The following is a 21,443-nucleotide window of genomic DNA, read 5'->3' as shown; positions in this document are numbered from 1 at the left end:
GTGCCAGCGCATCTGCGCCCTCAACGCCGCGATCTGGCACAACTGGCTCATCGACGCCCCGACCAAGCGATCACTGACCGCCTACGACCACTGACCGCGCCCTCAGCAACCCCCATCAACGATCTAGTCCCGGACCACCGTGACGCCTTACCTTCGCTGCGCGAGAGCGGAGACCGCCCCCGGCTTTCGTGAATGACCTATTAGGCCAACGCCTGCGGGCGCCCTCGTCGGCGGGCGTCAGGCGGGGAGGGGCTCGTCGGCCAGGTAGGGCGGGGCGGGCTCGTACTGGATCACGCGGCGTACGGCGCGGGCGTGGTCGCGGCCGTGGAGGCGGCCGACGAGCCAGAGGGTGCTGTCGATGCCGGCGGAGACGCCCTGGCTGGTGAGCAGGTCGCCGTCCACGACATAGCGGGCGTCGCGGACGACGGTGACGTCGCCGCGCGCCTCCAGGGCGTCCTCGTAGTTCCAGTGGGTGGCCACGCGGCGGCCGCGCGCCGGGCCGGCGGCGTGCAGCAGGAACGCGCCGGTGCACACGCCGGCGGTCCAGGCGGTGGTCTCGGCGGTCTCGGCGATCCAGCCGGTGACGGCCGGGTTGTGCGGCTGGACCTCGCGGGCGCCCCTGCCGCCGGGGACCACCAGGACGTCCAGGGGCGGGTGGTCGTCGAGGGTGTGGTCGGGCAGGAGCCGCAGGCCCTTGGCGCAGCGGACGGGGCCGGTGCGCTCGGCGATCAGGACGGTGGTGTCGGCGCCGCCGCGAAGCAGGGACGAGGCGGTGAGGACCTCCCAGGGTCCGGTGACGTCGAGTTCCTCGGCTTCGTCGAAGACGAGGATTCCGTAGGTGGTCATGGTGCTCGCTTCCAGTCGGGTCCGGTGCTGCGGGTGGACGGTCGGGCGCCGGTACGTGTCGGCGGCGCGCGGGGCGCCGGTCTGCGGGACACTGGAGGGGTGAGCACCGACAACGGCCGTCCCGCCGCGCCGGTCACCAGTACCTCGATCGTGGTGCTGGCGCTGGCGCGCCAGATCGAGGCCGAGTTGAGCGCGGTGCTGGCGCCGCTGGACCTCACCGTCGCCAGGCTGGGGCTGCTCGGCCATATCGCCGGGGTGCCGGGGGCGTCGTTCAGCGAGCTGGCGCGGATGTCGGGGATCACGGTGCAGAGCGTGCACGGGGCGGTGAAGTCCCTCGCCGCGGCCGGGCTGGTGCGCGACCGCACGGCCCGGGCGGGCTCGGCGTCCACGATCGAGATCACCGCGCGGGGGGCGCGCCTTCTGGAGGCGGCCCAGCGGGCGGTGGACGAGGTGGACGCGCGGATGTTCGGCCCGGACGCCGATCCGGGCCGGCGCCGGATCGGGGACGCGGTGCGCGCCGCGGCCGCCGGCCGTTCCGCTTCCTGACCTGGCACGACGCATCACCTCCCGTTCATGGGCCGACCCCACCTTCAGGCCGTCTGAAGGATGCCCTAGGCTTCAGGTTACCTGAAGGTTAGGGACGGCAAGCAGGGGGTCTCATGTCCGAGCGATCGGGAAGTCCTTTCTCGCGGCGCGCCGCGATCACCACGTTCGCGGCGACCGCCGGAGCCGCCGCGGCGGCGGGCGGGGCACTGGCGGCGGGCGGCCGCGACGCGCCGCCACCGGGCACGGCGGGAGCCGGACGGCGCGTCGAGCCGTTCCATGGAAAGCACCAGCCGGGCATCGCCACGCCGCAGCAGCGGTACGCGCTCTTCGCGGCCTTCGACCTGGAGACGAGCGACCCGGTGAAGGGCGGGCGGCTGCGGCCCGAGCAGGTCGCCGCCAACTTCCAGAAGCTGGCGGAATGGTGGACGGCCGTCGCCGAGCGCCTCATGCGAGGGCTGCCGCCCGGGCCGAGGCCGGGCGCCGCGCCGGACGTGCCGCCGGACTCCGGCATCGCGGACGGCCTGGACCCGGCCCGGCTGACCGTCACCTTCGGCTTCGGCCCGGAGCTGTTCGAACGGATCGGCAGGGAACGGGCCCGCCCCCGCCGGCTGGCTCCGCTTCCCGGCTTCCGCGGCGACCGGCTGGAGGCGGCCTGGAGCGGCGGGGAGATCTTCGTCCAGGTCTGCGGCGACGACCTCCAGACCATCAGCCGGGCCTTCCGCGCCCTGCGCAGCCGCGCCCCGGGCCTGGCCCGGCTGCGCTGGAGCCAGCAGGGCTTCCTGGGCGGGTTCGGGGACGCCACCCCGCGCAACCTGTTCGGCCACAAGGACGGCACCGCCAACCCGCGCCCGGGGAGCGCCGCGTTCGACCGCGCCCTCTGGTCCACCGCCGCGGACGAGCCGGCCTGGTTCTCCGGCGGCACCTACCTGGTCTTCCGCAAGATCCGCATGGATCTGCCCAAGTGGGACACCTCCACCGCGCGCACCCAGGACGAGGTCATTGGGCGGCGGCGCGGCGACGGCGCCCCGCTCAGCGGGGGGCGGGAGTTCAGCACCCCCGACTTCGCCCGGACGGGACCGGACGGCAAGCCGCTGATCCCTGCCGACTCCCATGTCGCGCTGGTACGGGACGTCCCGATGCTGCGCCGTTCCTACAACTACGACTACGCCGTGCAGGCGATCAGCGAACCGATCGCCGCGGGCCATGACCACGGCGAGGGGAGCGCGGACCACGACCACGGCGAGAACATGCCGCGCCACTCCGGCAGCGGCCACGACATCTACGACAGCGGCGTGCTGTTCTGCGCCTACCTGAGCGACCCGGCGGAGTTCGTCCGCGCCCAGCACAAGCTGGCCGAATCGGACCGGCTCAACGCCTTCATCCGGCACACCGGCAGCGCCGTCTTCGCCGTCCCGCCGGGCCTGCGCCCCGGGCAGCGGCTGGCGGCCGGGCTGCTCTCCGGGTGACCGTACCGTTGGCGGGAATCTATCGCAGGCTGGCATTCCAGCCACTTGGCCGGGCCGCCGCCACGGCGAAAGATGATCACCATGGACGAGACCACCACCATCACGGACGGCGACCTGCTGTCCCTCCCCGACAGCGAAGTGGCGCGGGAGGCACTGGACTGGGTCAAGCGCATCGAGACCGAACCCCTGGCCAACCACAGCATCCGCAGCTTCCTGTTCGCGCGCCTCCTCGGCCGGCACCGCGGCCTCCGGCCGGGCGAGGACTACGACCCCGAACTGCTGTTCCTGGCGTGCGTGCTGCACGACGTCGGGCTGAGCGAGGAGGGGAACGGCGTCCAGCGGTTCGAGGTGGACGGCGCGGACCTCGCCGCCCGCTTCCTGACCGAGCGCGGCTTCGGCGCCGAGGCGGTCGACACGGTCTGGCAGTCGATCGCGCTGCACACCTCGCTCGGGATCGTCGAGCGGCGCGGCACGGTGTGCGCGCTGGCGAACGGCGGGACCGTCATCGACGTCACCGCGCAGGGCGCGGACTTCATCACCGACGCCGAGGCCGCGGCGATCCACGGCGCGTACCCGCGGCTGTCGACCGTGCGCCACCTGTTCGGCGCGATCGGCGAGCAGATCGACGCGCGCCCGGAGAAGGCCCCGCCGGCCAGCCTCCCGGGGGAGATCGCGAGGCTGCGCGGCACCGGCGGCCTCGCCGAGTACGAGGACGGCCTGATAGCCGCCTCCCGCTGGAACGACTGACCCGCCGCCCGGTCGACCCCGGGGGGGGTTTACCCCTCCCGCGGGCGCGGCCACGGTTAACCCGCCACGGGTCGGCGCTCAGCCGGCGGCGGTGAACGTCCGGCGGTAGTCGGCGGGGGAGGTGCCGACCAGCCTGCGGAAGTGCGTGCGGAGGTTGGCCACCGTGCCGAGGCCGGTGCGGTCGGCGATCTGGGCGACGCTCAGATCCCCGCGTTCGAGCAGCTCGCGGGCGAGGTCGACGCGCGCGGCGAGCAGCCAGCGCAGCGGCGGGACGCCGGTCTCGGCGACGAACCGGCGGGCCAGGGTGCGCTCGGACACCCCGGCGTGCCGGGCGAGGTCGGCGACCGTGAGCGGATGCCGGAGCCGTTCGAGCGCCCAGTCCCGGGTGGCGGCCAGCGAGGTGCCGCGCTCCGGCGGGACGCTCCGCCGGATGTACTGCGACTGGCCGCCGCCGCGGTGCGGCGCGGCGACGATCTCCCGGGCGACGTCGTTGGCGACCCGGGCCCCGAGGTCGGAGCGGACGATGTGCAGGCACAGGTCGATGCCCGCCGAGACGCCGGCCGAGGTCAGCACGGTCCCCTCGTCGACGTAGAGGGCGTCCCGGTCGACCCGGACACGCGGGAACTCCGCCGCGAGCCGGCCGGCGTGCCGCCAGTGGGTCGTGGCGCGGCGCCCGTCCAGGAGCCCGGCCGCCGCGAGCGCGAACGCCCCGGTGCAGATCGACACGACGCGCGCGCCCCGGTCGTGCGCCCTGGCCAGCAGGTCCAGGACGGGCGGCGCCGGCGGCCCGGCCGCCTCGTAGCCGGGCACGATGATCGTGTCGGCCCGGCGCGCCGCGTCCGGCCCGCGGTCCACCCGCATGGTGAAGCCCGCCGCCGTCGCCACGTCGCCCGGGCTCGCCGCGCACAGCGTCGTCCGGTACGGCTCCAGGTCCGCGAACACCAGCATCGGGATGCCCAGGTCGAACGGGATCACCCGGTCCAGCGCGAGGACCGCGACACGATGTGTGGCCATGGCGGAAATCTATCGCAGGCGGGCATTTCTGCCAGCGGTTACAGTGCGGTGATGGTGTGGAGCGAGGAGGAGTACGTCGCGTGCCTGCGAGGGGAGCGGCGGCGGTACGCCTGGGTCATGCGCCGGTACGGCGGGCTCACGGCCGGGGAGGCCGAGGCGGCGGCGCTGGACATGTACCCGTACGAGCCGGACGGCGCGCCGTCCCGGGGGCTCGTCTTCCATGACGAGGCATGGCACTGGGCGATGCTGACGATCCACAAGGGGCTCTACTGGGTTGCTCACCCGGAGCTGGCCGACCCGCCGGAGGAGTACACGGCGCTCGACTGAGGACCTACCGGGCGTCGGCGGCCAGGCGCACCGCCAGGGCGGCGAAGACGGTGCCGGAGACGCGGTGCAGCCACCGCTGCACGGACGGGCGGCCGCGGACGAAGTCGCCCAGCCGTCCCGCCAGGAGGCCGAACGCGCCGACGATGACCAGCTCGACCGCGATGAACAGCAGCCCCAAGGCGACGAACTGCGCGGTCACGTTCCCCCGGGCCGGGTCGATGAACTGCGGGAAGAACGCCAGGTAGAACGCGATCACCTTGGGGTTGGCCACGTTGGTCAGCGCGGCCCGGGCCACGATGCGCCGGGCCGGGAGGCGGCGTTCGGGCGCGATCGTCTCCCCGGCCGTGGAACGGGCCGCCCGGAACGAGACGACGGCGAGATAGACCAGGTAGGCGGCGCCCAGGATCCGTACGACGTTGAACGCCGTCGGGAACGCCTGGAGCAGCGCGCCCAGCCCCAGCGCCGCCGCGGCGGTGTGGACGGCCAGCCCGGCCGACATGCCGGCCGCCGCGAGCGCCCCCGCGCGCGGCCCTGACGCGAGCCCGGTCGCGGTGATGAAGAGCAGATCGGGGCCCGGGATCAGCGCCATCACCACCGCCGCGAGGCAGAACGCCGCGGCCACACCGGGATCGATCAGCATGAGTGCATGCTAACCGGCAGGAACGGCCGAAACGGCTGCGGGCCGGGCGCCGTCAGCGGGCGGTGAGGCGCAGGACCGGGTACACGCGGTCGGACTTGTTCTGGTACTTCGCCATCCGGGGGTTGGCGGCGGTGATGCGCTCCCACGCGCGGTCGCGGTCGGGGCCTTCGAGCCGCCGCGGCGTCACCGGTACGGCGTCGCGGCCGGCCAGCTCGATCGCGGCGCGCTCCGGGCTCGCCATCAGGTTGTCGTACCAGTCCGGGTTCCGCTTCCCGCCGCCCGACGCGACGATCAGGCGCGCGTCGTCGCCGTCGGCGTACCAGGCGACGGGCGTCTCCCGCGGTTCGCCGCTGCGGACGCCCACCGTGTGCAGGATCAGGACGTCCATGCCCATCGTCGTCCCCTTGCCCTGCCGGATCCTGCGGTTCACTCGGGCGTTCGCGCGGTGCTGCATCCACCGCGAGACGGCTCCGGGGGTGCCGGGCCTGCGGCCCGCCTGCCGGTTCTGCGTCATCGTCCACCTCCAGGCCGGTCCCGCGGGTGGGACCGGCGTCCATGACCTTCACGTTAGGCGCGGGCCTGGAGGCGGGGCTTCTCCGTTCCTGCTCGTTCCGCGGGGCGGTGCCGCCTCGCCGAAGCGGGCGGGTCAGTCCTCGATCGGGACGAGGGTGCCGTCCGGGCCGTACGTGAAGCGCCGGAGCGTGTGCGTCCTGCGGGACTCGTCGATCTCCTCCTGCGTGATCGGGTCGGTGACCGGCACCTGGAAGCCGGCCAGCGCGACGGCCTCGGGGTCGACGTCGGTGGGCAGCCGGCGCCCTTCGACGACGAACCCGAGCAGCGCGCGCAGGGCGGTCTCACCGAGGACGAGGGGGTGGAAGGGCAGCGGGTACGGCTCATCGGCGCCGGGCCACCCGGGGACGGGCTCGACGGGATGGTCGCCCGCCCAGTACGGGCGCTCGAAGTCGAGCGGGGCGCCGATGTCCTCAATGACGCCGTCGGCGGGGGACAGGCTCAGGGAGCGGACGAGCGTGCCGTCCTCCCACACGGCGTACGCGAACCAGTCGACCACGCTGTGCATGGCGTGCAGGACCGTCCGGCGCCGGTGCGCCCCGGCCTCCAGCAGATGGTCGGGGAGTTCGGACGGGCGGTCCACCATGACCTGCTGGTCGCAGAGCACGTCGACGGCCGGGAACGAGCCCGCGTAGACGGTCCCCTCGCGTGGGTAGACGGTCTCGTGGAGGGTCCGCCCTTCGATGGTGGCTCCGTCCCAGCCGGGGTTCGTCCGGGCGACGAGGCTCGCGGTCGCCTCCGGTGAGGGCGCCGGTACGCCGCGCAGGAGGTCGGCCGGCGGCCCGTCGGCGAAAACCAGGAGTGCCGTCTTGGCGCCCATGGCCGGGTCCTTTCGGTCGGGGGCGAGGCGGGCAGCCTACGGCGGGCCTGTGACACTCCGCGTCCGCTACGAAGGAACGCGCGCCGTCCCCGCGGCCCTCCGCGGTCAGCCGAGGTAGCGGCGGTTCACGCGGATCAGCGGGGGACGGTCGCGGGTCGCGTAGTCGGCGGCCAGGACCTCGGCGACGAAGAGGGTGTGGTCGCCGGCCTCGACGCGGTGCCGCGTCTCGCATTCCAGCGCCGCGACGCCCTTCTCCGGGATCAGGGCGCCGGACGCCTCGCCCCGGTGGTGCGGCTCGCCCGCCAGCAGGATCCGGGCGCCGGGACGGCCCTCGGCGGCGAAGCGGCCGGCGAGGGCGCGCTGCGGCGCGCTGAGGACGGTCGCCGCCCAGCGGTCCCGGCGGGTCAGGACCTCGGCCAGGTAGGACGAGGACGCGACGCCCGCCAGGACCATCGGCGGCTCCTGGGAGACCGACGTGAACGAGGTGACCGTGGTGCCGAGGTCGTCGCGGCCGTCGCGGACGGTCAGCACGACGACGCCGGTGGCGAAACCGGCGACCGCCTCGGTGTAGTCGCCCGGCGTCAGCGGATTTCCCATGACCCCGGCAGGGTGAGCGGGCCGGCGGCGGGCAGGCCGAGCCGGGCGGCGAGGCCGCCGAGGGAGCCCCAGGCGTCGAAGCGGGCGGACGCGGCGGTGCGGTCGTCGCTGGACTCCGGCGGGCGCAGCCGCTCCAGCGGCGAGGTGTGCGGGAACGAGCGGACGGGCGCGTCCGCGGCGAGGCCGCCGCGCTTGCGGGCCAGCTCCAGCGCCCGGTCGAGGCCGCCGAGCTCGTCGACGAGGCCGTTCTCGTGCGCGTCGGCGCCGGTCCAGACGCGGCCGCGGGCCAGCTCGTGGATCCGCTCGCGCGACATGCCGCGGCCCTCGGCGGCCTTGGCGGTGAACTCCTCGTAGATGCGGTCGAGGGAGGCGTTGACGCGCTCCCACTCGGACTCGCTGAACTCCTTGGTGGCGCTGAACATCCGGGAGTGCTCGCCGGCGGCGACGCTGCCCATGCCGATGCCGACGCGGTCGAGCAGGTCGTTGACCACGGCCTTGCCGACGACGACGCCGATCGAGCCGGTGAGCGTGCCGGGCTGGGCGACGATGGTGTCGGCGGCCATCGCGACGTAGTAGCCGCCGGACGCGGCCACGTTCCCCATCGAGACGATCACGGGCTTGCCGGCCTTGCGGGCCAGCACGACCTCGCGCCAGATCGAGTCGGACGCGACGGCGGAGCCGCCGGGGCTGTTGACGCGGAAGACGATCGCCTTGACGGAGTCGTCCCGCACGGCGGCGCGGATGGCGGCGCCGATCGTGTCGGAGCCCATCGCGGGGCCCTGGCTGGGCAGCGGGCCGCCGCGGCCGCTGCGGCCGAGCCGGATCGGGCCCTGGCCGTTGATCAGCGCGACGGCGTCCTGCCGGCCGGGGGACGGCAGCCGGCGGGCGAGGCCGTGGGTGCGGTTGTAGCGGGCGACGAACCGCAGCTGCGCTTCGGGACCGGCCTCCTCGCGGACGTCGGCGTACACCTCGTCGCGGTACGCCAGCTTGTCGACCAGCCCCGCCTCCAGCGCCTCGCCGGCGAGCAGCGGGCCGCGGTCGATCAGCTCCTGGACGCGCTCGGCGGGGATGTCGCGGGCCGCGGCGATGGCGGCGACGATCTGCTCGCCGTACGACTCCACCAGCCGCCGCGACGACTCCTCGTGCTCCGGCGTGTACGCCTTCTCCATGAAGGTGTTGGCCATCGTCTTGTACTCGTGCCGCTTGGCGAACTGCGGCCGGACGCCCGCCTTCTCGAACGCCCCGGCGAGGAACGGCTCCTCCAGCGCGACGCCGGTGAGGCCCACGTCCCCGGACGGCTGGAGGTAGATCCGGTCGAACCCGGTGGCGAGGTAGTAGGGGACGGTGCCGCGGCCGGACTCGCTGAACGTCTCGGCCCACGCGACGGTGAGCTTGCCCGCCTCGCGGACGGCCTGGACGGCGTCGCGGACCTCCTGGGTGAGCGCGACGCCGATGCCGCCGCTCACCTTGACGACCAGCGCCTTCACCCGGGGGTCGGTACGGGCCTTGCGGAGCCCGTCCAGGACGTCGCGCAGCGTGACGCGGCGCATGGCGAGGAACGCCGACACCGGGTCGGAGGGGGCGGTCTCGACGATCCCCTCGGTGAGGTCGAGCTCCAGGATCAGCGGCGCGGTGCGCCGGTCGCGGGCCTGCTTGATGACGTTGACGACTGCTCCGGGGTCCACCATGGCCCCAGCCTATGTGCTCAGCGCGCGAACGCCTGGTTGGGCACGACGGCCGCGGACGCCTGGGCGACGGGCCGCCCGCGCTCGTCGGTGATCACGGCGTTGGAGACCAGCCGGGTGCGGCCGGGGTGCACGCAGGTGCCGGTGACGGTGTACGCGGCGCCGGCCTGGACGCCGCGCAGGTAGTCGACGTTGAGGCTGAGGGTGAGCATCGGCATGAACAGCTCGCCGGTGCTGGACCCGGCCAGGCACACCGCGTTGTCGAGGATCATCGCGATGTAGCCGCCGTGGACCGTTCCGCCGGGGTTGGTGAGGTGCTCGCCGGGCCGCCAGTCGATCTCGATCAGGCCGGGCTCGGCCCTGCGGATCCGCTGGCCGATGTGGCGGTTGATGTCGGAGATCTCCGGGAACCGGCCCTCGCCCATGGCCTGGATGAGCTCGGCCCCCGTCAGCGTGTTCCACGGATCGGTGGTGTCGACGCTCAACTCTCGCTTCCCCTCTGGACAGGCGTTTCCGCACCGAATCGTATTCGCCCGCCGCGCCGCGGGCACTGTGCCCTTCATCACCGCCCCCCTCATCAGCGGGCCCTCCATCACCGGGCGCCGCCGGCCGCCCGGCGCGGAGATCGGCGACGGGTTAGGGTGCCGTTCATGGGAGGCGACGGGGACGGCTTCGCGCGGTGCGCCCAGGGCCACACGCACTGGGGACGGTTCGGCGCGTCGGGGCTGCTGCCGTACCACCGCGGCGCGGACGGCGTCATGCGGGTGCTGCTCCAGCAGCGCGCCTGGTGGGGCATCGGCGGCGGCACGTGGGGGATGTTCGGCGGCGCGCTGCACAGCCACGAGGACCCGGTGTCCGGAGCCCTCCGCGAGACCGCCGAGGAGTGCACGCTCGACCCCGCGAGCGTGACCGTGCACGGCACCCGGATCGAGGACCACGGCGGCTGGAACTTCGTCTCCGTGATCGGCTCGGTGCCCGAGACGGCCGAGGTGCGGCCCGCGTCCCGGGAGACCAGCAAGGCCGCGTGGGTCGAGCTGGACCAGGTCACCGGCAAGCGCCTGTTCGAGCCGTTCGCCCGGTCCTGGCCGCTGCTGCGGGAGGGCCTGAAGCGGCTGGTCCTGGTCGTGGACGCCGCGAACGTCGTGGGCGCCCGCGCCGACGGCTGGTGGAAGGACCGCGCCGGGGCGAACGCCCGGCTGCGCGACGACCTGGCCGTCCTGGAGAAGGGCGTGTCGGGGCTGCCCAAGGAGTCGTTTCCGTTCGACAGCTACTTCCCGGAGGTCGTGCTGGTCGTGGAGGGGGAGGCGCGGCGGGTGGCGGACGAGCCCGCGAACGGCGTGCGCGTCGTGGCGGCCCCGCACAGCGGCGACGACCGGATCGTGGAGCTGGTGAGCGAGCCCGACCCGGACGCGGTCCGCCTCGTCGTCACCGCCGACCGCGGGCTGCGGGCCCGCTGCGAGGCCGCCGGCGCGCACGTCACCGGCCCCCGCTGGCTCCTCGGCTGCCTCTAGGAACCCCCTGAGCCCTCCTCGATCCGGTGCCCGGCCTCCTTGAGGGCCGCCGTGGCGGCGGGCACCCGGTGCTCCGGGACCAGGACCAGGTCACCGTGGTACGTCGAGGCGACGAAGACCGGCACGCCCGCGCCGGCCAGCGGGCCCACGACCGACGCCAGCTGCCCGGTCGCGGACGGGTCGCTCGGGACGGCGTCGTAGTAGCCGACCCAGCGCTCGGCCTCCACGAACGGCGGCACCTCGCGGACCAGGGTGAGGCCCTCGGGCGCGCGGACCATCGCGATCCACTCGTCGTCGTCCGGGAACGTCGCGTTCGGCAGGTGCTCGATGACGAACACCGACGGGACGATGCGCAGGCGCTGGGAAGTCATGCCCCGCAGCCTAATCGGGGACGTCGGCGCTCCTCTCCGGGGTGAGGAACACCGCGCCCAGCGGCGGCACCCGCATGATCGCGGAGGCGGGCATGGCGTGGCACGGCTCGTTCACGGCCTCGATCCGGCCCATGTTGCCGACCCCGCTGCCGCCGTAGTCGTAGGCGTCGGTGTTGAGGACCTCGCGCCACGGGCCCGAGTGCGGCAGCCCCAGCCGGTAGTCCTCGTGCGGGCCGCCGGAGAAGTTGACGACGCAGGCCATGACGGGCGCCGGCGCGCCGTCGGACGCGGGCGTTCCGTACCGCAGGTAGGAGAGCGTGTTGCCGCCCGCGTCGTTGCCGTCGATCCAGCGGTAGCCCTCGGGGGCGCTGTCGAGCGTCCACAGCGCGGGCTCGGACCGGTAGAACGCGTTGAGGTCGCGGACGAGCCTCTGGACGCCGAGGTGGTCGGCGCCCTCGGCGGCGTTCTCCAGCAGCCACCAGTCGAGCGGCCGCTCCTCGGCCCACTCGGCGCCCTGCCCGAACTCGCAGCCCATGAACAGCAGCTGCTTGCCGGGATGCGACCACATGTACGCCAGCAGCGCCCGCAGCCCCGCGAACTTCTGCCACGTGTCGCCCGGCATCTTCGACAGCAGCGAGCCCTTCCCGTGGACGACCTCGTCGTGCGACAGCGGCAGGACGTAGTTCTCCGAGAACGCGTACACCAGCGAGAACGTGATCTCGTTGTGGTGGTAGTGCCGGAACACCGGCTCGTGCCGGAGGTACTCCAGCGTGTCGTTCATCCAGCCCATGTTCCACTTGAAGCCGAAGCCGAGCCCGCCGAGGTGGGTGGGACGGGACACCCCCGGCCACGCGGTCGACTCCTCCGCGATCGTCATGACGCCCGGGTTGCGCTTGTACGCGGTCGCGTTCATCTCCTGGAGGAACGAGATGGCCTCCAGGTTCTCCCGGCCGCCGTACACGTTGGGCGTCCAGCCGCCCTGCTCGCGCGAGTAGTCGAGGTAGAGCATCGAGGCGACGGCGTCCACGCGCAGCCCGTCGACGTGGAACTCCTCCAGCCAGAAGCAGGCGTTCGCGACGAGGAAGTTGCGCACCTCGGCGCGGCCGAAGTTGAACACCAGCGTGCCCCAGTCGGGGTGCTCGCCGCGCGCCGGGTCGTCGTGCTCGTACAGGGCCGTGCCGTCGAAGCGCGCCAGCGCCCACTCGTCCTTGGGGAAGTGCGCGGGCACCCAGTCGACCAGCACGCCGATGCCCGCCTGGTGCAGCCGGTCCACCAGGTGCCGGAAGTCGTCGGGGTCCCCGAAGCGCGAGGTCGGCGCGTAGTAGGAGGTGACCTGGTAGCCCCAGGACGGCCCGTACGGGTGCTCGGCCACCGGCAGGAACTCCACGTGCGTGAACCCCATGTCGGACACGTACCGGGTGAGCTCCTCGGCCAGCTCGCGGTAGCCGAGGCCGGGCCGCCACGAGCCGAGGTGCACCTCGTACACGCTCATCGGCTCGTTCACCCAGGAGCGCTCCTTGCGGCGGTCCATCCACTCGCCGTCGGCCCACTCGTAAGAGGAGGTGAACACGCGCGAGCCGGTCGCCGGCGGCGTCTCGGTGTACGCGGCCATCGGATCGGCCTTGATCCGCCACTGCCCGTCGGCGCCGAGGATCTCGAACTTGTAGACGTCGCCGTCCCCGACGCCGGGGACGAACAGCTCCCAGACGCCCGTCGACCCGAGCGAGCGCATCGGGTGCGCGCGGCCGTCCCAGTGGTTGAAGTCGCCCACGACCCGGACGCCGCGCGCGGTCGGCGCCCACACCGCGAACCCGGTGCCGGTCACCGTGCCGAACGCCGACGCGTACGTGCGGACCCGCGCGCCCAGCGCCCGCCACAGCTCCTCGTGCCGGCCCTCGCTGATCAGGTGCAGGTCCAGCTCGCCGAGGGTGGGCAGGTGCCGGTACGGGTCGTCCTGGACCAGCTCGACGCCGTTGCCGTACGTCACCGCGAGCCGGTAGTCGGGGACGGCGAGCGGCGCGTCCTTCTCCCCGGCGCCCGACAGCGACGCGTCGGGCGGCAGCGTCCCGGTGAACAGGCCCTCATGGAAGTGGCGCAGCTTGTGCCGGTCGCCGTTCGGCAGCACGACCTCGACGGTCTCGGCCAGCGGCCGCAGCGCGCGGACCGTCACCCCGTCCCGCCCCGGATGGGCGCCGAGGACGCCGTGCGGATCGTGGTGGTCGCCCCCGACCAGCTTGTCGATCTCCTCGCGCGTCACCCGTGCCATGAGACAACGGCCTCCTCGTTCCCTGGTTCCCTGGGTCCGGTACGCAGTTAGGGATGCCCTCGGAACGGCATAACTCACCTCTGCGGCGGCTCCGAAGCGCTTTGCTCCCGGACGGGGCGCGAACGCCAGCGGCCGACGGTGCGCAGGGTGCGGTCGGCCATGCCGTACAGCGCCCTGTTGCCCAGGATCAGGTCGCGGCCGCGCGCCACCGGGGCGTGCCGCAGCCAGTGCGCGGCGCCCGTCGGCGAGCGGCGCCGGACGACGCCCTCGGCGACCTCGATCGAGTGGGTTCGGAGCTCCTGCTTGTAGCGCCAGCCGACGGCCGGGCCCATGTCGATGTGCCGGACGCCGAGCGCCGCCGCCGCCTCGGCCATGCGCAGGTGGAGGATCAGCCCGGGGGAGAACTTCGCGAACTCCGGGTCGTACACCGGGAACCACGTGACGAGCGTGTGGTCGCTGCGCAGCCCGAAGTGCCCCGCGACCGGGACGCCGTCCGCGTACAGCATGGACAGCACGCCGGCGAAGCCGTCCTCGTGGGTGCCGTGCAGGCGGCCGACCAGGTCGACCACCCACGGCTTCGCGAAGCGGTCGGCGCGGCCCATCGCGCGGTACTGGTCGGACTTCCACTTCCGGACGAGGGCGAGGGACTCCTCGTCGCGCACGTCGAACGCGAACGTCACCTCGCCCGCCTGCCGGCCCATCTTGCGCTCCTTGTAGCGCGTCTGCTTCTCGACCTTGGAACCCTTCGCGCGCAGCGCCGCGCTGAACGCGCCGAAGCCGCCGCTCAGGTCCATGACCGCCGAGTCGAGCCGCTTGGTCGCGTACGGGGCGAACCACGGCTGGCCCGGGACGAGCGTCCCGAACCCGAACGCCGCCAGCCCGCACGACCGCAGCAGCTCGCGCGCGTCCAGCTCCAGGCCGGGCGCGTGGACGAGCCCCTGGCCCAGCGACAGCCAGCCGCCGATGGCGCCGGCCGACGCGCGGCCGTGCAGCTCGTACGGCAGGAACCCGGTGATCTCCCCGCCGCGCTCGCACAGCACCGCGACGCGGGCGCCGGCGATGACCCGGTCGACCGCGACCGCGTACCCGGCCGACAGGAACGGGTTCGCGAGCCCCGGGTCCTTCTCCTGCATCGCCCGCCACGCCGCCAGCTCGGCCGCGCCGAGGTCGCGGGGGCGGGTCACCTCCACGCGCATCGCCACTCCTCCCCTTCCGCCTGCTATCGCTTCGCGTACGTGAACGGGAGCCGGGTGATGCCGTTGTCGAACGACGACCGCAGGTACTCGGGCGCGCCGGACGCCCGCAGCCCGGGCAGCCGCCCGTACAGCTCGCGGAACATGATCTTCAGCTCCATCCGGGCCAGGTTCGCGCCCAGGCACAGGTGCGGGCCTGGACCGCCGAAGCCGACGTGCGGGTTCGGCGACCGGGTGATGTCGAAGCGGTCCGGGTCGGCGAACACCTCGGGGTCGCGGTTGGCGGCCGGGTAGTAGAGCACGACCTTGTCACCGGCCTTGAACGCGTGCCCGCCCAGCTCATGGTCCTCCTTCAGCGTGCGCCGGAACTGGATGATCGGGGACGCGTACCGGATCAGCTCCTCGATCGCCCCGCCGATCCGGGCGTCGTAGTCGGCCAGCAGCAGCTCGCGCTGGTCCGGGTGGTCGGTGAGCAGCTTCAGCCCGTGCGACAGCGCGTTCCGCGTGGTCTCGTTGCCCGCGACGAGCAGCAGGTCGAAGAACGACCCCAGTTCCTTGACCGACAGGCGCTCGCCGTCCGGGTTGGCGTTGACCAGCGCGGAGACCAGGTCGTTCGCCGGGTTCTCGCGGCGGGCGCGGCCCAGCCGGGCGACCAGCCGGTGCAGGTCGGCGATCGCGCGGAGGTTGCCGTACAGCAGCCGCAGCGTGCGCGGGCTGGCCAGCGAGCCGCGCACCCCCGAGTACTCGGTCATCGCGTCGATCCGCGACAGCACGTACGGGCGAGCCCGCTCCGGGACGCCCATCATCGAGCAGATCACGGTGATCGGCAGCCGGGCCGCGACCTGCTCGACGAAGTCGTGCGGGCCCGTCTCGGCCACGTCGTCCACGATCCGCGCCGCGGTCTCCTCGATGTCGGCCTCGATCTTGGCGAGCATCTTCGGGCTGAACGCGCGGGACACGATCCGGCGCAGCCGGGCGTGCCGGGGATCGTCCATGTTGACCATCGGGGTGCCGAGGATCCGCGCCAGCCAGGGCGGCGGCTCCGGCGAGGTCGCGGCCGGCTCGCTGGAGAAGATCTTGGCGTTGCGGCTGGCCGCGACCACGTCCGCGTGCCGGACCAGCGCGTGGAAGCCCTTCCCGGCCCGGACGAACGGCACCCGCGGCTCGGCGAAGAACACCGGCCGGCCCAGCTCGCGCAGCCGCGCGAAGTCGGCCAGCCGCTCCTCCGGCGGCCGGTCCCAGAACTCCATGCCCACCAGGTCGATGCCCGCCGGAGCCGCGGTCATGGTCTCGCCCCCGTCCACCCGCTCGCCTCCGTTCACCGGGCCACCCACCTGACCTCGTACGGGCCGAGTTCGACCGGCTTCCCATCGATCCGCGGCCGGACCGGCCGCTCCGAACCGTTCACCACGACCATCTGCTTCTCCTGCGCCAGCACCCGGACGGCCGGGTCGGACGCCTTCACGTCCACGAGCCTCGTTCCGGGCGGGAACCAGCGGTCGAAGTTCTGCAGCATGGCCAGCGTGGGCGTCGCGCCGCCGCCCGCCCGCGGGCCCGACCACAGGCAGCCGGGGCAGTCGGCGGCGGTCGTGGTCTGCGGGCTCCAGTAGAAGGCGCTGGCGGCGCCGCCGCGGACGAACTCCATCATCGCGGCCGTGTGGACCGCGCCCCGGCGCTCGTCGGTCCAGTCGGACGGGACGGGCTCGACGTACCACTCGGCCCACCACACCGGCAGGTCCGGCTCCAGCGCCCGCAGCCACCGCGTGACGTCGGAGAACTTGGTCAGCGCCTGGAAGTCGTTCAGCTTGATCTCGCGCTGGACGGGCTGGCTGTGCCCGTCGACGACGATGAAGTCGGCGCCCTTCTTGTGCTTCGACCAGTACTTGATCGCGTCCAGGTTGCGCTGGTCCATGGAGCCCCACGAGCCCTTCAGCTCGGCGGGCGGGCCGTGCCTCCAGTTCGGCGCGTTGCTGTTCATGACCATGTACGGGCCGCCGACGCGGATGTCCCCGTCGACCTTTTTCAGTGCGTCGTAAACCTGGTTGTAGAGCTTGGTGTAACCCTGGTAATCCCAGCGGTTCGCGCGCGGATTCCAGAAGCCTTTGAACTCGTTCCATACGGTGTAGTACTTGACCTGCGGATAACGCTCGGCGACCGCGGCGGCCATCGCGGCGAACGCGTCGAAGTCCTTCGGCTCGACGGCGCGTTCGAGTTTGCTCCAGTCGGTCCGGCCGGCCGGACCGCCCTTCATCCAGTCGGGCGCGCAGCACAGCGTGATCACCGGGGTGCCGCCGGTCCGCTCGATCGTCGCCATCCGGCGGTCGAGCGAGGCCCAGTTGTACTCGCCGGGCCGCGGCTGCGGGTTGTCGACGCCCCAGCCCATGATCGGCGTGACCTGGACGACGGGGTTGCCGGCCAGGTCGGCGAGCGCCCGCGCCGGGCCGCGCTCGACGTCCACCGAGTTCTGCGTGTGCGTGAACCCCCAGGCCGGCCAGTCGCCGGGCGCGCCGGCGCCGACGCGGGTGGCCGGCGCGGCGGGCCGGTCCACCGAGGGCTCCCCGCTCCCGAACGGCCGCCAGCCGGTGAGCGCCACCACGATCGTGGCGGCGAGGACCCCGGCCAGCGCGGCGACCAGCGCGACGAGGAAAAGGGGCCGCCGGGCCGGGCGGCCGTGCCGGCCCTGCCGGTTGCGGAACAGCGCCGTGCCTTCGGCGCGGTCCCGTGATCGGACGTCCACGAGCCCTCCTGAAAGGGGCGAGCGGGGATGCCGGACGGACGATCCGGCATATCCCTTAGAACGCTCGGAACGGGGGGCGGGTTCGCCTTCCCGTGCCGTATTCTCGACATATCTGCCTTACCCCCGGCCTTAGGGAGGAGGCAACCCTCATCAGGCTGATCCGGTCTCGCCGAATAGTCGATCAAGAAAGCCGATCAAGAAATGGCGGGTCCGAATTCCGCGGCCGGGGACGCCACGCGCGTGTCACTCCGGCGCCAGGGATCACTTGCGCCCGGGTGGCCTCGACCGCACACCCGGGTAACAGGATTCACGGCGCCGCGCCGTCCCCGCCGTCCCGGCCCGCCTGGTCGGCCAGCAGCGCGCGCAGCCCCGCCGAGTCGTCGGCCGCGACCGTCATCGCGTACCCGGCCTGGAGTTGCGCGTCGGTGAGGTCGCCGCTGCGCGTGGCGTACCACCGGCCGGCGTCGCTGCGCCACACCAGCCAGCCCGGGTACTCCCTCTCGATGGCCGTCTTCTGTTCCTCGAAGTCGCCCATCAAGGTCGTCCTTTCCCCGAGGCGGCTCTTCTGTATACAAAAGTCTTACCGAGGCCGAGAGGTGTCAAGCTGTCCGTAAGCGGACCGTCCCCCTGGAGATAGCGAACGGAGGCACGCGCGGGGACGGCCACGAGGCGAGAGCCGGGGGACGAGAGAAGGTGATGCCCGGTGCCGGACCGTCCGGCCTACCTCCGTATTGCCGAGCTGCTGCGGGACCGGATCAGGGACGGCCGCTACCCCCAGGGCACGCGGCTGCCCACGATGACCGAGCTGCGCGCCGAGCACGGGGTGTCGGAGATCGTCGTACGCCAGGCGTTCGCGCTGCTGCGCGGCGAGGGGCTCGTGGAGACCCGCCGCGGCGGCGGCACGGTCGTCAAGGTCGCGCCCCCGGTCCGCCGGGTCGCGATGGACCGCTACCGCAGCGTGACGCGGCCGATGGCCGTGCCCGCGACCACCTTCACCCACGACCGGCGCATCTCCTGGGACGAGTACCGCCTCGACCGGGAGTTCACCCGTACCCGGGCCGGGCACGACCTGGCCGCCCTGCTGGAGGCCGCGCCGGGCACCGAGGTGCTGCGCCGCCGGTTCGTCTTCCACGCCCGCGGCGAGCCGCAGCAGATCTCGGTGAACTACCTGCCGTGGGAGGTGGTCGGCGGCACCCCCGTCGCCGACCCGGCCAACGAGCCGTGGCCCGGCGGCACCCTCGCCCAGCTCCGCTTCCTCGGCCACCCGCCGACCCGCGTGGAGGAGTCCGTCGGCTCCCGCATGCCGACCCCGGAGGAGGCCGAGACGCTCCGCATGAGCGGCGGCGTCCCGGTCCTGACCATCACCCGCCGCCTGCTGTCCGGTCCCCGCGTCATGGAGGTCTGCCGCGACATCGTCATCCCCGCCGACCGGGTCGTCCTCGACTACGCGATCGACCTCTGACCCCGCCCCGAGGTGTCGACTCGTGGCGTGTCCCCCTCCGGCGCCCGCGCGAAAAGGGGAACACGCCACGAGTCAACACGGCGGCGGCGGGTCAGTCTCGGTAGAGCCAGTCCTCGTCCTCTTCGCGGCGAGGGAGGGGGAGGTCCTGGTGGGTGGTGGTCGCGGTCCGGGGCGGGGGGCGGCGGGGGACGTTCGCCAGGGTCAGGGGGACGTGCGGGCGGCGGGGGCGGTGCAGCAGGCCGGGGACGGCGACCACCAGGCTGAGGGCGAGGACCGCGAGCAGGCCCTTGCCGGGGGACCAGGCGCCGAGCATCAGCATGACCTGGGCCGTGCCCGCGACCGTCACGATGCTCGCGGCGGCGGCCACCACGAGGCGGCCGACCGGGTCCAGGCCGCGCACGAGCGTCCAGAACGCCGCGCCCGGCACGGCGAACAGCAGCAGCATCAGCGGCACCGTCATTGGATGATCACGAACCTCTCGACGATCACCGCGACCACGCTGACGAACAGCGGGATCGCCAGGACGGTCAGCGGGCGCAGGCCGCTCAGCCGGTCCGGCGGGAGCCGCAGCCGGCGCAGCTCGCGGGCCAGCAGCACGCCCAGCAGGACGGGCAGGTAGATCAGCCCGGCGGGGGTCCACGGGGAGGAGCGCAGGCCGAGGCCGGACGGCGGCGGGACCTGCGGCACGGGCTCGGGCGGCGGCGACTTCAGCCGGTAGACGGCCGCGTCGCGGTTCGCGGAGACCGTCCTGATCTCCGGGTGCGCCGCCATCGCCCGGCGCAGCCTCGCGCCGTAGTCGGGGGCCAGGCCGGCGGTGAGGACCTGGAAGTCCTCGTGGCTGCGGGTGGTGACGAAGAAGCCGCCGGGGCCCTGCTCCTTCATCCGCTGGACGATCTGCCGTACATCGGCCGGGTCGTTCCGGTTGGCGATCACGGGCGAGTACGTGAAGCGCTCCCAGTTCCGGTACGACCACGGCATCACCGGGGTGCCGCCGGTCAGGTTCGGGTCCTCCGCGCTCAGCCACACCACGCCGACCGCGCCGCTGTGCTCGCGCAGCATGGTGTCGTACGCCTTCACGTCGCTCGGGCGGACCTGCTCGTACCGCTCGTTGCCGTACCGGACCGACAGGAAGCCCCCGGCGAGCAGCAGGCCGAAGACGGACGCGGCGGCGACGGCGGGCCAGTGCCGGCGGGTGCCGGTGCGCAGCCGGCCCAGCCGCAGCCGCACCTTCGGGTCGCGGACGGCCGGCGCGTCGAACGGCGCGGGGAAGAACAGGTACGCGATCAGCAGGCAGGCCGCCGGCAGCATGAAGAAGTAGATCCGCAGCGCGATCTCGCCGCCGTAGTTCTGCAGCCCGAACGAGGAGAACGGCACCAGCATCAGCACCAGCGCCACCCGGTCGTCGATGCCGCGGGCGCGGCGGCGCAGCAGCCCCGACAGCGCCAGCCCGGCGACGGTCACGGCGATCAGGATGCGCAGCAGCTGGATGTCCTGGGTGGCCCCGGCCGCCTCGCCGATCCGCCCGCCGGTGCTCTGCTGGACGTTCTGGAAGATGTTGCCGATGTTGCCGAAGATCTCGCCCTTGCGGCCGGCCCAGTAGCCGACGGTCATGAAGCTGACCCACGCCGCGTACACGACGCCGGCGATGAACGGCAGGCCGCGCAGGTTGCAGCGGCGCACCAGGACGAGCCCGGCGCAGGCGGCCGTCATCAGGAACGGCGTCAGCTGGTGCGCGGCCGTGCCGGCCAGGAGCAGCAGGAACAGCAGGATGAGGAGGATCGAGCGCTCGCGCACCGGGACCGGCGGCGCGGGCAGCTCGCCGGGGTCCTTGGCCGCGAAGATCCAGTTATAGAACCGCCACGGTCCGCCGCGGCGCTCCCCGGTGGCCGCGGTGCGCCGCTTCCCCGAACGCTGCCGCGTCTCGTCGTGGTGGCGGAACCAGTTGACCAGGATCGCCACGAAGAACAGGTACAGCAGGTACGCGAACGCCTGCGGCGACAGGTAGTCCTGGCCGACCCAGTTGGCCGCGATGAACAGCCACGCCGCCAGCCACTTGGCCCGCCAGGTCGCCCGCAGCACCCGCAGGATCAGGACGTACGGGAGCAGGTAGAGCAGGTTCGTGACCGTCGGCGCCCACCGCAGCACCGGCTCGATGTCCTTCTGGCCGACCGCCTCCATCAGGAACCCGATGAACGCGAAGAACCCGGGCGTGCTGAACCGCGCGTCCAGCTCCCAGCTGACGGTGCCGTTCCGGGTGATGTACTCGATGAACCCGGCGGTCTGCCAGGCCGTCGGGAAGCGCGCGATCGGCTCCAGCGCGAGCGTCACGCCGTGCAGCGCCAGGATCAGCATGGCGATCTGGAGCGCGAGGAGCAGCCGGTGCGGGCGGGGCAGCGCCAGCGTGACCATGAACGTCAGCACCAGCACGGCCGCGCCCAGCAGCGTGGCCACCGGCAGCACGCCGATCAGGCCGTAGCCGTCCAGGGCCTCCAGGTCGACCCCGCTCAGCGGCACCCAGAACAGCGCCAGGCCCAGCGTCAGGGCGGCGGCGATGCCGATCAGCACCGCGCGCGGGGTGACCGGCAGGGACGGGGGAGCGGTGCTCGCCTCGCCCTCCGGCTGCCGTGCCGCGCGAACCGTCACAT

The 21,443-nt window shown here is 73.3% G+C and carries 22 protein-coding genes; 6 read left to right on the top strand and 16 right to left on the bottom strand.

Features of this window, described 5'->3' with window-relative positions; genetic code table 11:
- Positions 1-237: 237 nt before the first annotated feature.
- Positions 238-846 (bottom strand): DJ-1/PfpI family protein, encoded by a 609-nt coding sequence (locus ACA361_RS23125; protein ID WP_375014876.1) that lies wholly within the window; start codon positions 844-846, stop codon positions 238-240.
- 99 nt (positions 847-945) lie between these two features.
- Between ACA361_RS23125 and ACA361_RS23120 the strand changes: the two genes are divergently transcribed.
- The 3 genes from ACA361_RS23120 (at position 946) to ACA361_RS23110 (ending at position 3,605) form a co-directional block, all read left to right on the top strand.
- Complete coding sequence (locus ACA361_RS23120; RefSeq protein ID WP_375014874.1) at positions 946-1,392, top strand: MarR family winged helix-turn-helix transcriptional regulator; 447 nt, start codon at positions 946-948, stop codon at positions 1,390-1,392.
- A 113-nt stretch (positions 1,393-1,505) separates the two neighbouring features.
- A complete protein-coding gene (locus ACA361_RS23115; protein WP_375014872.1) occupies positions 1,506-2,858 on the top strand; it encodes a Dyp-type peroxidase in 1,353 nt (450 codons plus the stop codon).
- 81 nt (positions 2,859-2,939) lie between these two features.
- The gene (locus ACA361_RS23110) at positions 2,940-3,605 is read left to right on the top strand and encodes an HD domain-containing protein (RefSeq protein WP_375014870.1); all 666 of its coding nucleotides are present in this window, start codon (positions 2,940-2,942) and stop codon (positions 3,603-3,605) included.
- A gap of 78 nt (positions 3,606-3,683) precedes the next feature.
- Here ACA361_RS23110 and ACA361_RS23105 read toward each other — a convergent pair whose 3' ends face one another.
- Entirely contained in the window at positions 3,684-4,619 is a 936-nt protein-coding gene (locus tag ACA361_RS23105) for a helix-turn-helix domain-containing protein (protein WP_375014868.1), read from the bottom strand.
- Positions 4,620-4,670: 51 nt separating this feature from the next.
- Here ACA361_RS23105 and ACA361_RS23100 point away from each other — a divergent pair, with 51 nt between their 5' ends.
- Positions 4,671-4,946 (top strand): hypothetical protein, encoded by a 276-nt coding sequence (locus ACA361_RS23100; protein ID WP_375014866.1) that lies wholly within the window; start codon positions 4,671-4,673, stop codon positions 4,944-4,946.
- 4 nt (positions 4,947-4,950) lie between these two features.
- Here the strand turns inward: ACA361_RS23100 and ACA361_RS23095 are convergent, their stop codons facing one another.
- From ACA361_RS23095 to ACA361_RS23070, 6 genes are all read right to left on the bottom strand, one after another.
- Positions 4,951-5,586 (bottom strand): LysE family translocator, encoded by a 636-nt coding sequence (locus ACA361_RS23095; RefSeq protein WP_375014864.1) that lies wholly within the window; start codon positions 5,584-5,586, stop codon positions 4,951-4,953.
- A gap of 52 nt (positions 5,587-5,638) precedes the next feature.
- Positions 5,639-6,100: a nitroreductase family deazaflavin-dependent oxidoreductase gene (locus ACA361_RS23090; RefSeq protein ID WP_375014862.1), complete on the bottom strand. Its 462-nt coding sequence runs from the start codon at positions 6,098-6,100 to the stop codon at positions 5,639-5,641.
- A 132-nt stretch (positions 6,101-6,232) separates the two neighbouring features.
- Entirely contained in the window at positions 6,233-6,976 is a 744-nt protein-coding gene (locus tag ACA361_RS23085; protein WP_375014860.1) for a hypothetical protein, read from the bottom strand.
- A 105-nt stretch (positions 6,977-7,081) separates the two neighbouring features.
- A complete protein-coding gene (locus ACA361_RS23080) occupies positions 7,082-7,573 on the bottom strand; it encodes a flavin reductase family protein (protein WP_375014858.1) in 492 nt (163 codons plus the stop codon).
- The gene (gene sppA, locus ACA361_RS23075; protein WP_375014856.1) at positions 7,558-9,261 is read right to left on the bottom strand and encodes a signal peptide peptidase SppA; all 1,704 of its coding nucleotides are present in this window, start codon (positions 9,259-9,261) and stop codon (positions 7,558-7,560) included. Before sppA ends, ACA361_RS23080 begins: the two co-directional genes overlap by 16 nt.
- 17 nt (positions 9,262-9,278) lie before the next feature.
- Positions 9,279-9,743, bottom strand: a complete 465-nt coding sequence (locus ACA361_RS23070) for a PaaI family thioesterase (protein WP_375014854.1) — start codon at positions 9,741-9,743, stop codon at positions 9,279-9,281.
- Between the two features lie 165 nt (positions 9,744-9,908).
- Between ACA361_RS23070 and ACA361_RS23065 the strand changes: the two genes are divergently transcribed.
- Positions 9,909-10,769, top strand: a complete 861-nt coding sequence (locus ACA361_RS23065; protein WP_375014852.1) for an NUDIX domain-containing protein — start codon at positions 9,909-9,911, stop codon at positions 10,767-10,769.
- Here ACA361_RS23065 and ACA361_RS23060 read toward each other — a convergent pair.
- The 6 genes from ACA361_RS23060 to ACA361_RS23035 form a co-directional block, all read right to left on the bottom strand.
- Entirely contained in the window at positions 10,766-11,140 is a 375-nt protein-coding gene (locus ACA361_RS23060) for an ACT domain-containing protein (RefSeq protein ID WP_375014850.1), read from the bottom strand. The genes ACA361_RS23065 and ACA361_RS23060 overlap by 4 nt on opposite strands.
- A 10-nt stretch (positions 11,141-11,150) precedes the next feature.
- Positions 11,151-13,406 carry a 1,4-alpha-glucan branching protein GlgB gene (glgB, locus tag ACA361_RS23055; RefSeq protein WP_375014848.1) on the bottom strand — a complete coding sequence of 752 codons (2,256 nt, stop codon included), beginning with the start codon at positions 13,404-13,406 and terminating at the stop codon, positions 11,151-11,153.
- A 74-nt stretch (positions 13,407-13,480) separates the two neighbouring features.
- Complete coding sequence (locus ACA361_RS23050) at positions 13,481-14,602, bottom strand: GNAT family N-acetyltransferase (RefSeq protein WP_375014846.1); 1,122 nt, start codon at positions 14,600-14,602, stop codon at positions 13,481-13,483.
- 23 nt (positions 14,603-14,625) lie between these two features.
- Positions 14,626-15,885 (bottom strand): cytochrome P450, encoded by a 1,260-nt coding sequence (locus tag ACA361_RS23045; protein ID WP_375014900.1) that lies wholly within the window; start codon positions 15,883-15,885, stop codon positions 14,626-14,628.
- A gap of 32 nt (positions 15,886-15,917) precedes the next feature.
- Positions 15,918-17,336, bottom strand: a complete 1,419-nt coding sequence (locus ACA361_RS23040; RefSeq protein ID WP_375014844.1) for a xylan 1,4-beta-xylosidase — start codon at positions 17,334-17,336, stop codon at positions 15,918-15,920.
- Between the two features lie 307 nt (positions 17,337-17,643).
- The gene (locus ACA361_RS23035) at positions 17,644-17,871 is read right to left on the bottom strand and encodes a hypothetical protein (RefSeq protein ID WP_375014842.1); all 228 of its coding nucleotides are present in this window, start codon (positions 17,869-17,871) and stop codon (positions 17,644-17,646) included.
- A gap of 168 nt (positions 17,872-18,039) precedes the next feature.
- Between ACA361_RS23035 and ACA361_RS23030 the strand changes: the two genes are divergently transcribed.
- On the top strand, positions 18,040-18,798 hold the full coding sequence (locus ACA361_RS23030) for a GntR family transcriptional regulator (protein ID WP_375014840.1): 759 nt from the start codon (positions 18,040-18,042) through the stop codon (positions 18,796-18,798).
- A 91-nt stretch (positions 18,799-18,889) separates the two neighbouring features.
- On the opposite strand, the gene ACA361_RS23025 is transcribed toward ACA361_RS23030, so the two are convergent.
- On the bottom strand, positions 18,890-19,258 hold the full coding sequence (locus ACA361_RS23025; RefSeq protein ID WP_375014838.1) for a hypothetical protein: 369 nt from the start codon (positions 19,256-19,258) through the stop codon (positions 18,890-18,892).
- The gene (locus tag ACA361_RS23020; protein ID WP_375014836.1) at positions 19,255-21,441 is read right to left on the bottom strand and encodes a hypothetical protein; all 2,187 of its coding nucleotides are present in this window, start codon (positions 21,439-21,441) and stop codon (positions 19,255-19,257) included. The genes ACA361_RS23025 and ACA361_RS23020 overlap by 4 nt, the downstream gene beginning before the upstream one ends.
- Between the last annotated feature and the right edge of the window lie 2 nt (positions 21,442-21,443).

The sequence above is a fragment of the Actinomadura sp. 21ATH genome (genome assembly GCF_041951345.1).
In the GTDB taxonomy this organism is placed as follows: Bacteria; Actinomycetota; Actinomycetes; order Streptosporangiales; family Streptosporangiaceae; genus Spirillospora.
The sequence above is the reverse complement of the archived record's forward strand: the minus strand, read 5'-3'. Positions and strand labels throughout refer to the sequence as shown.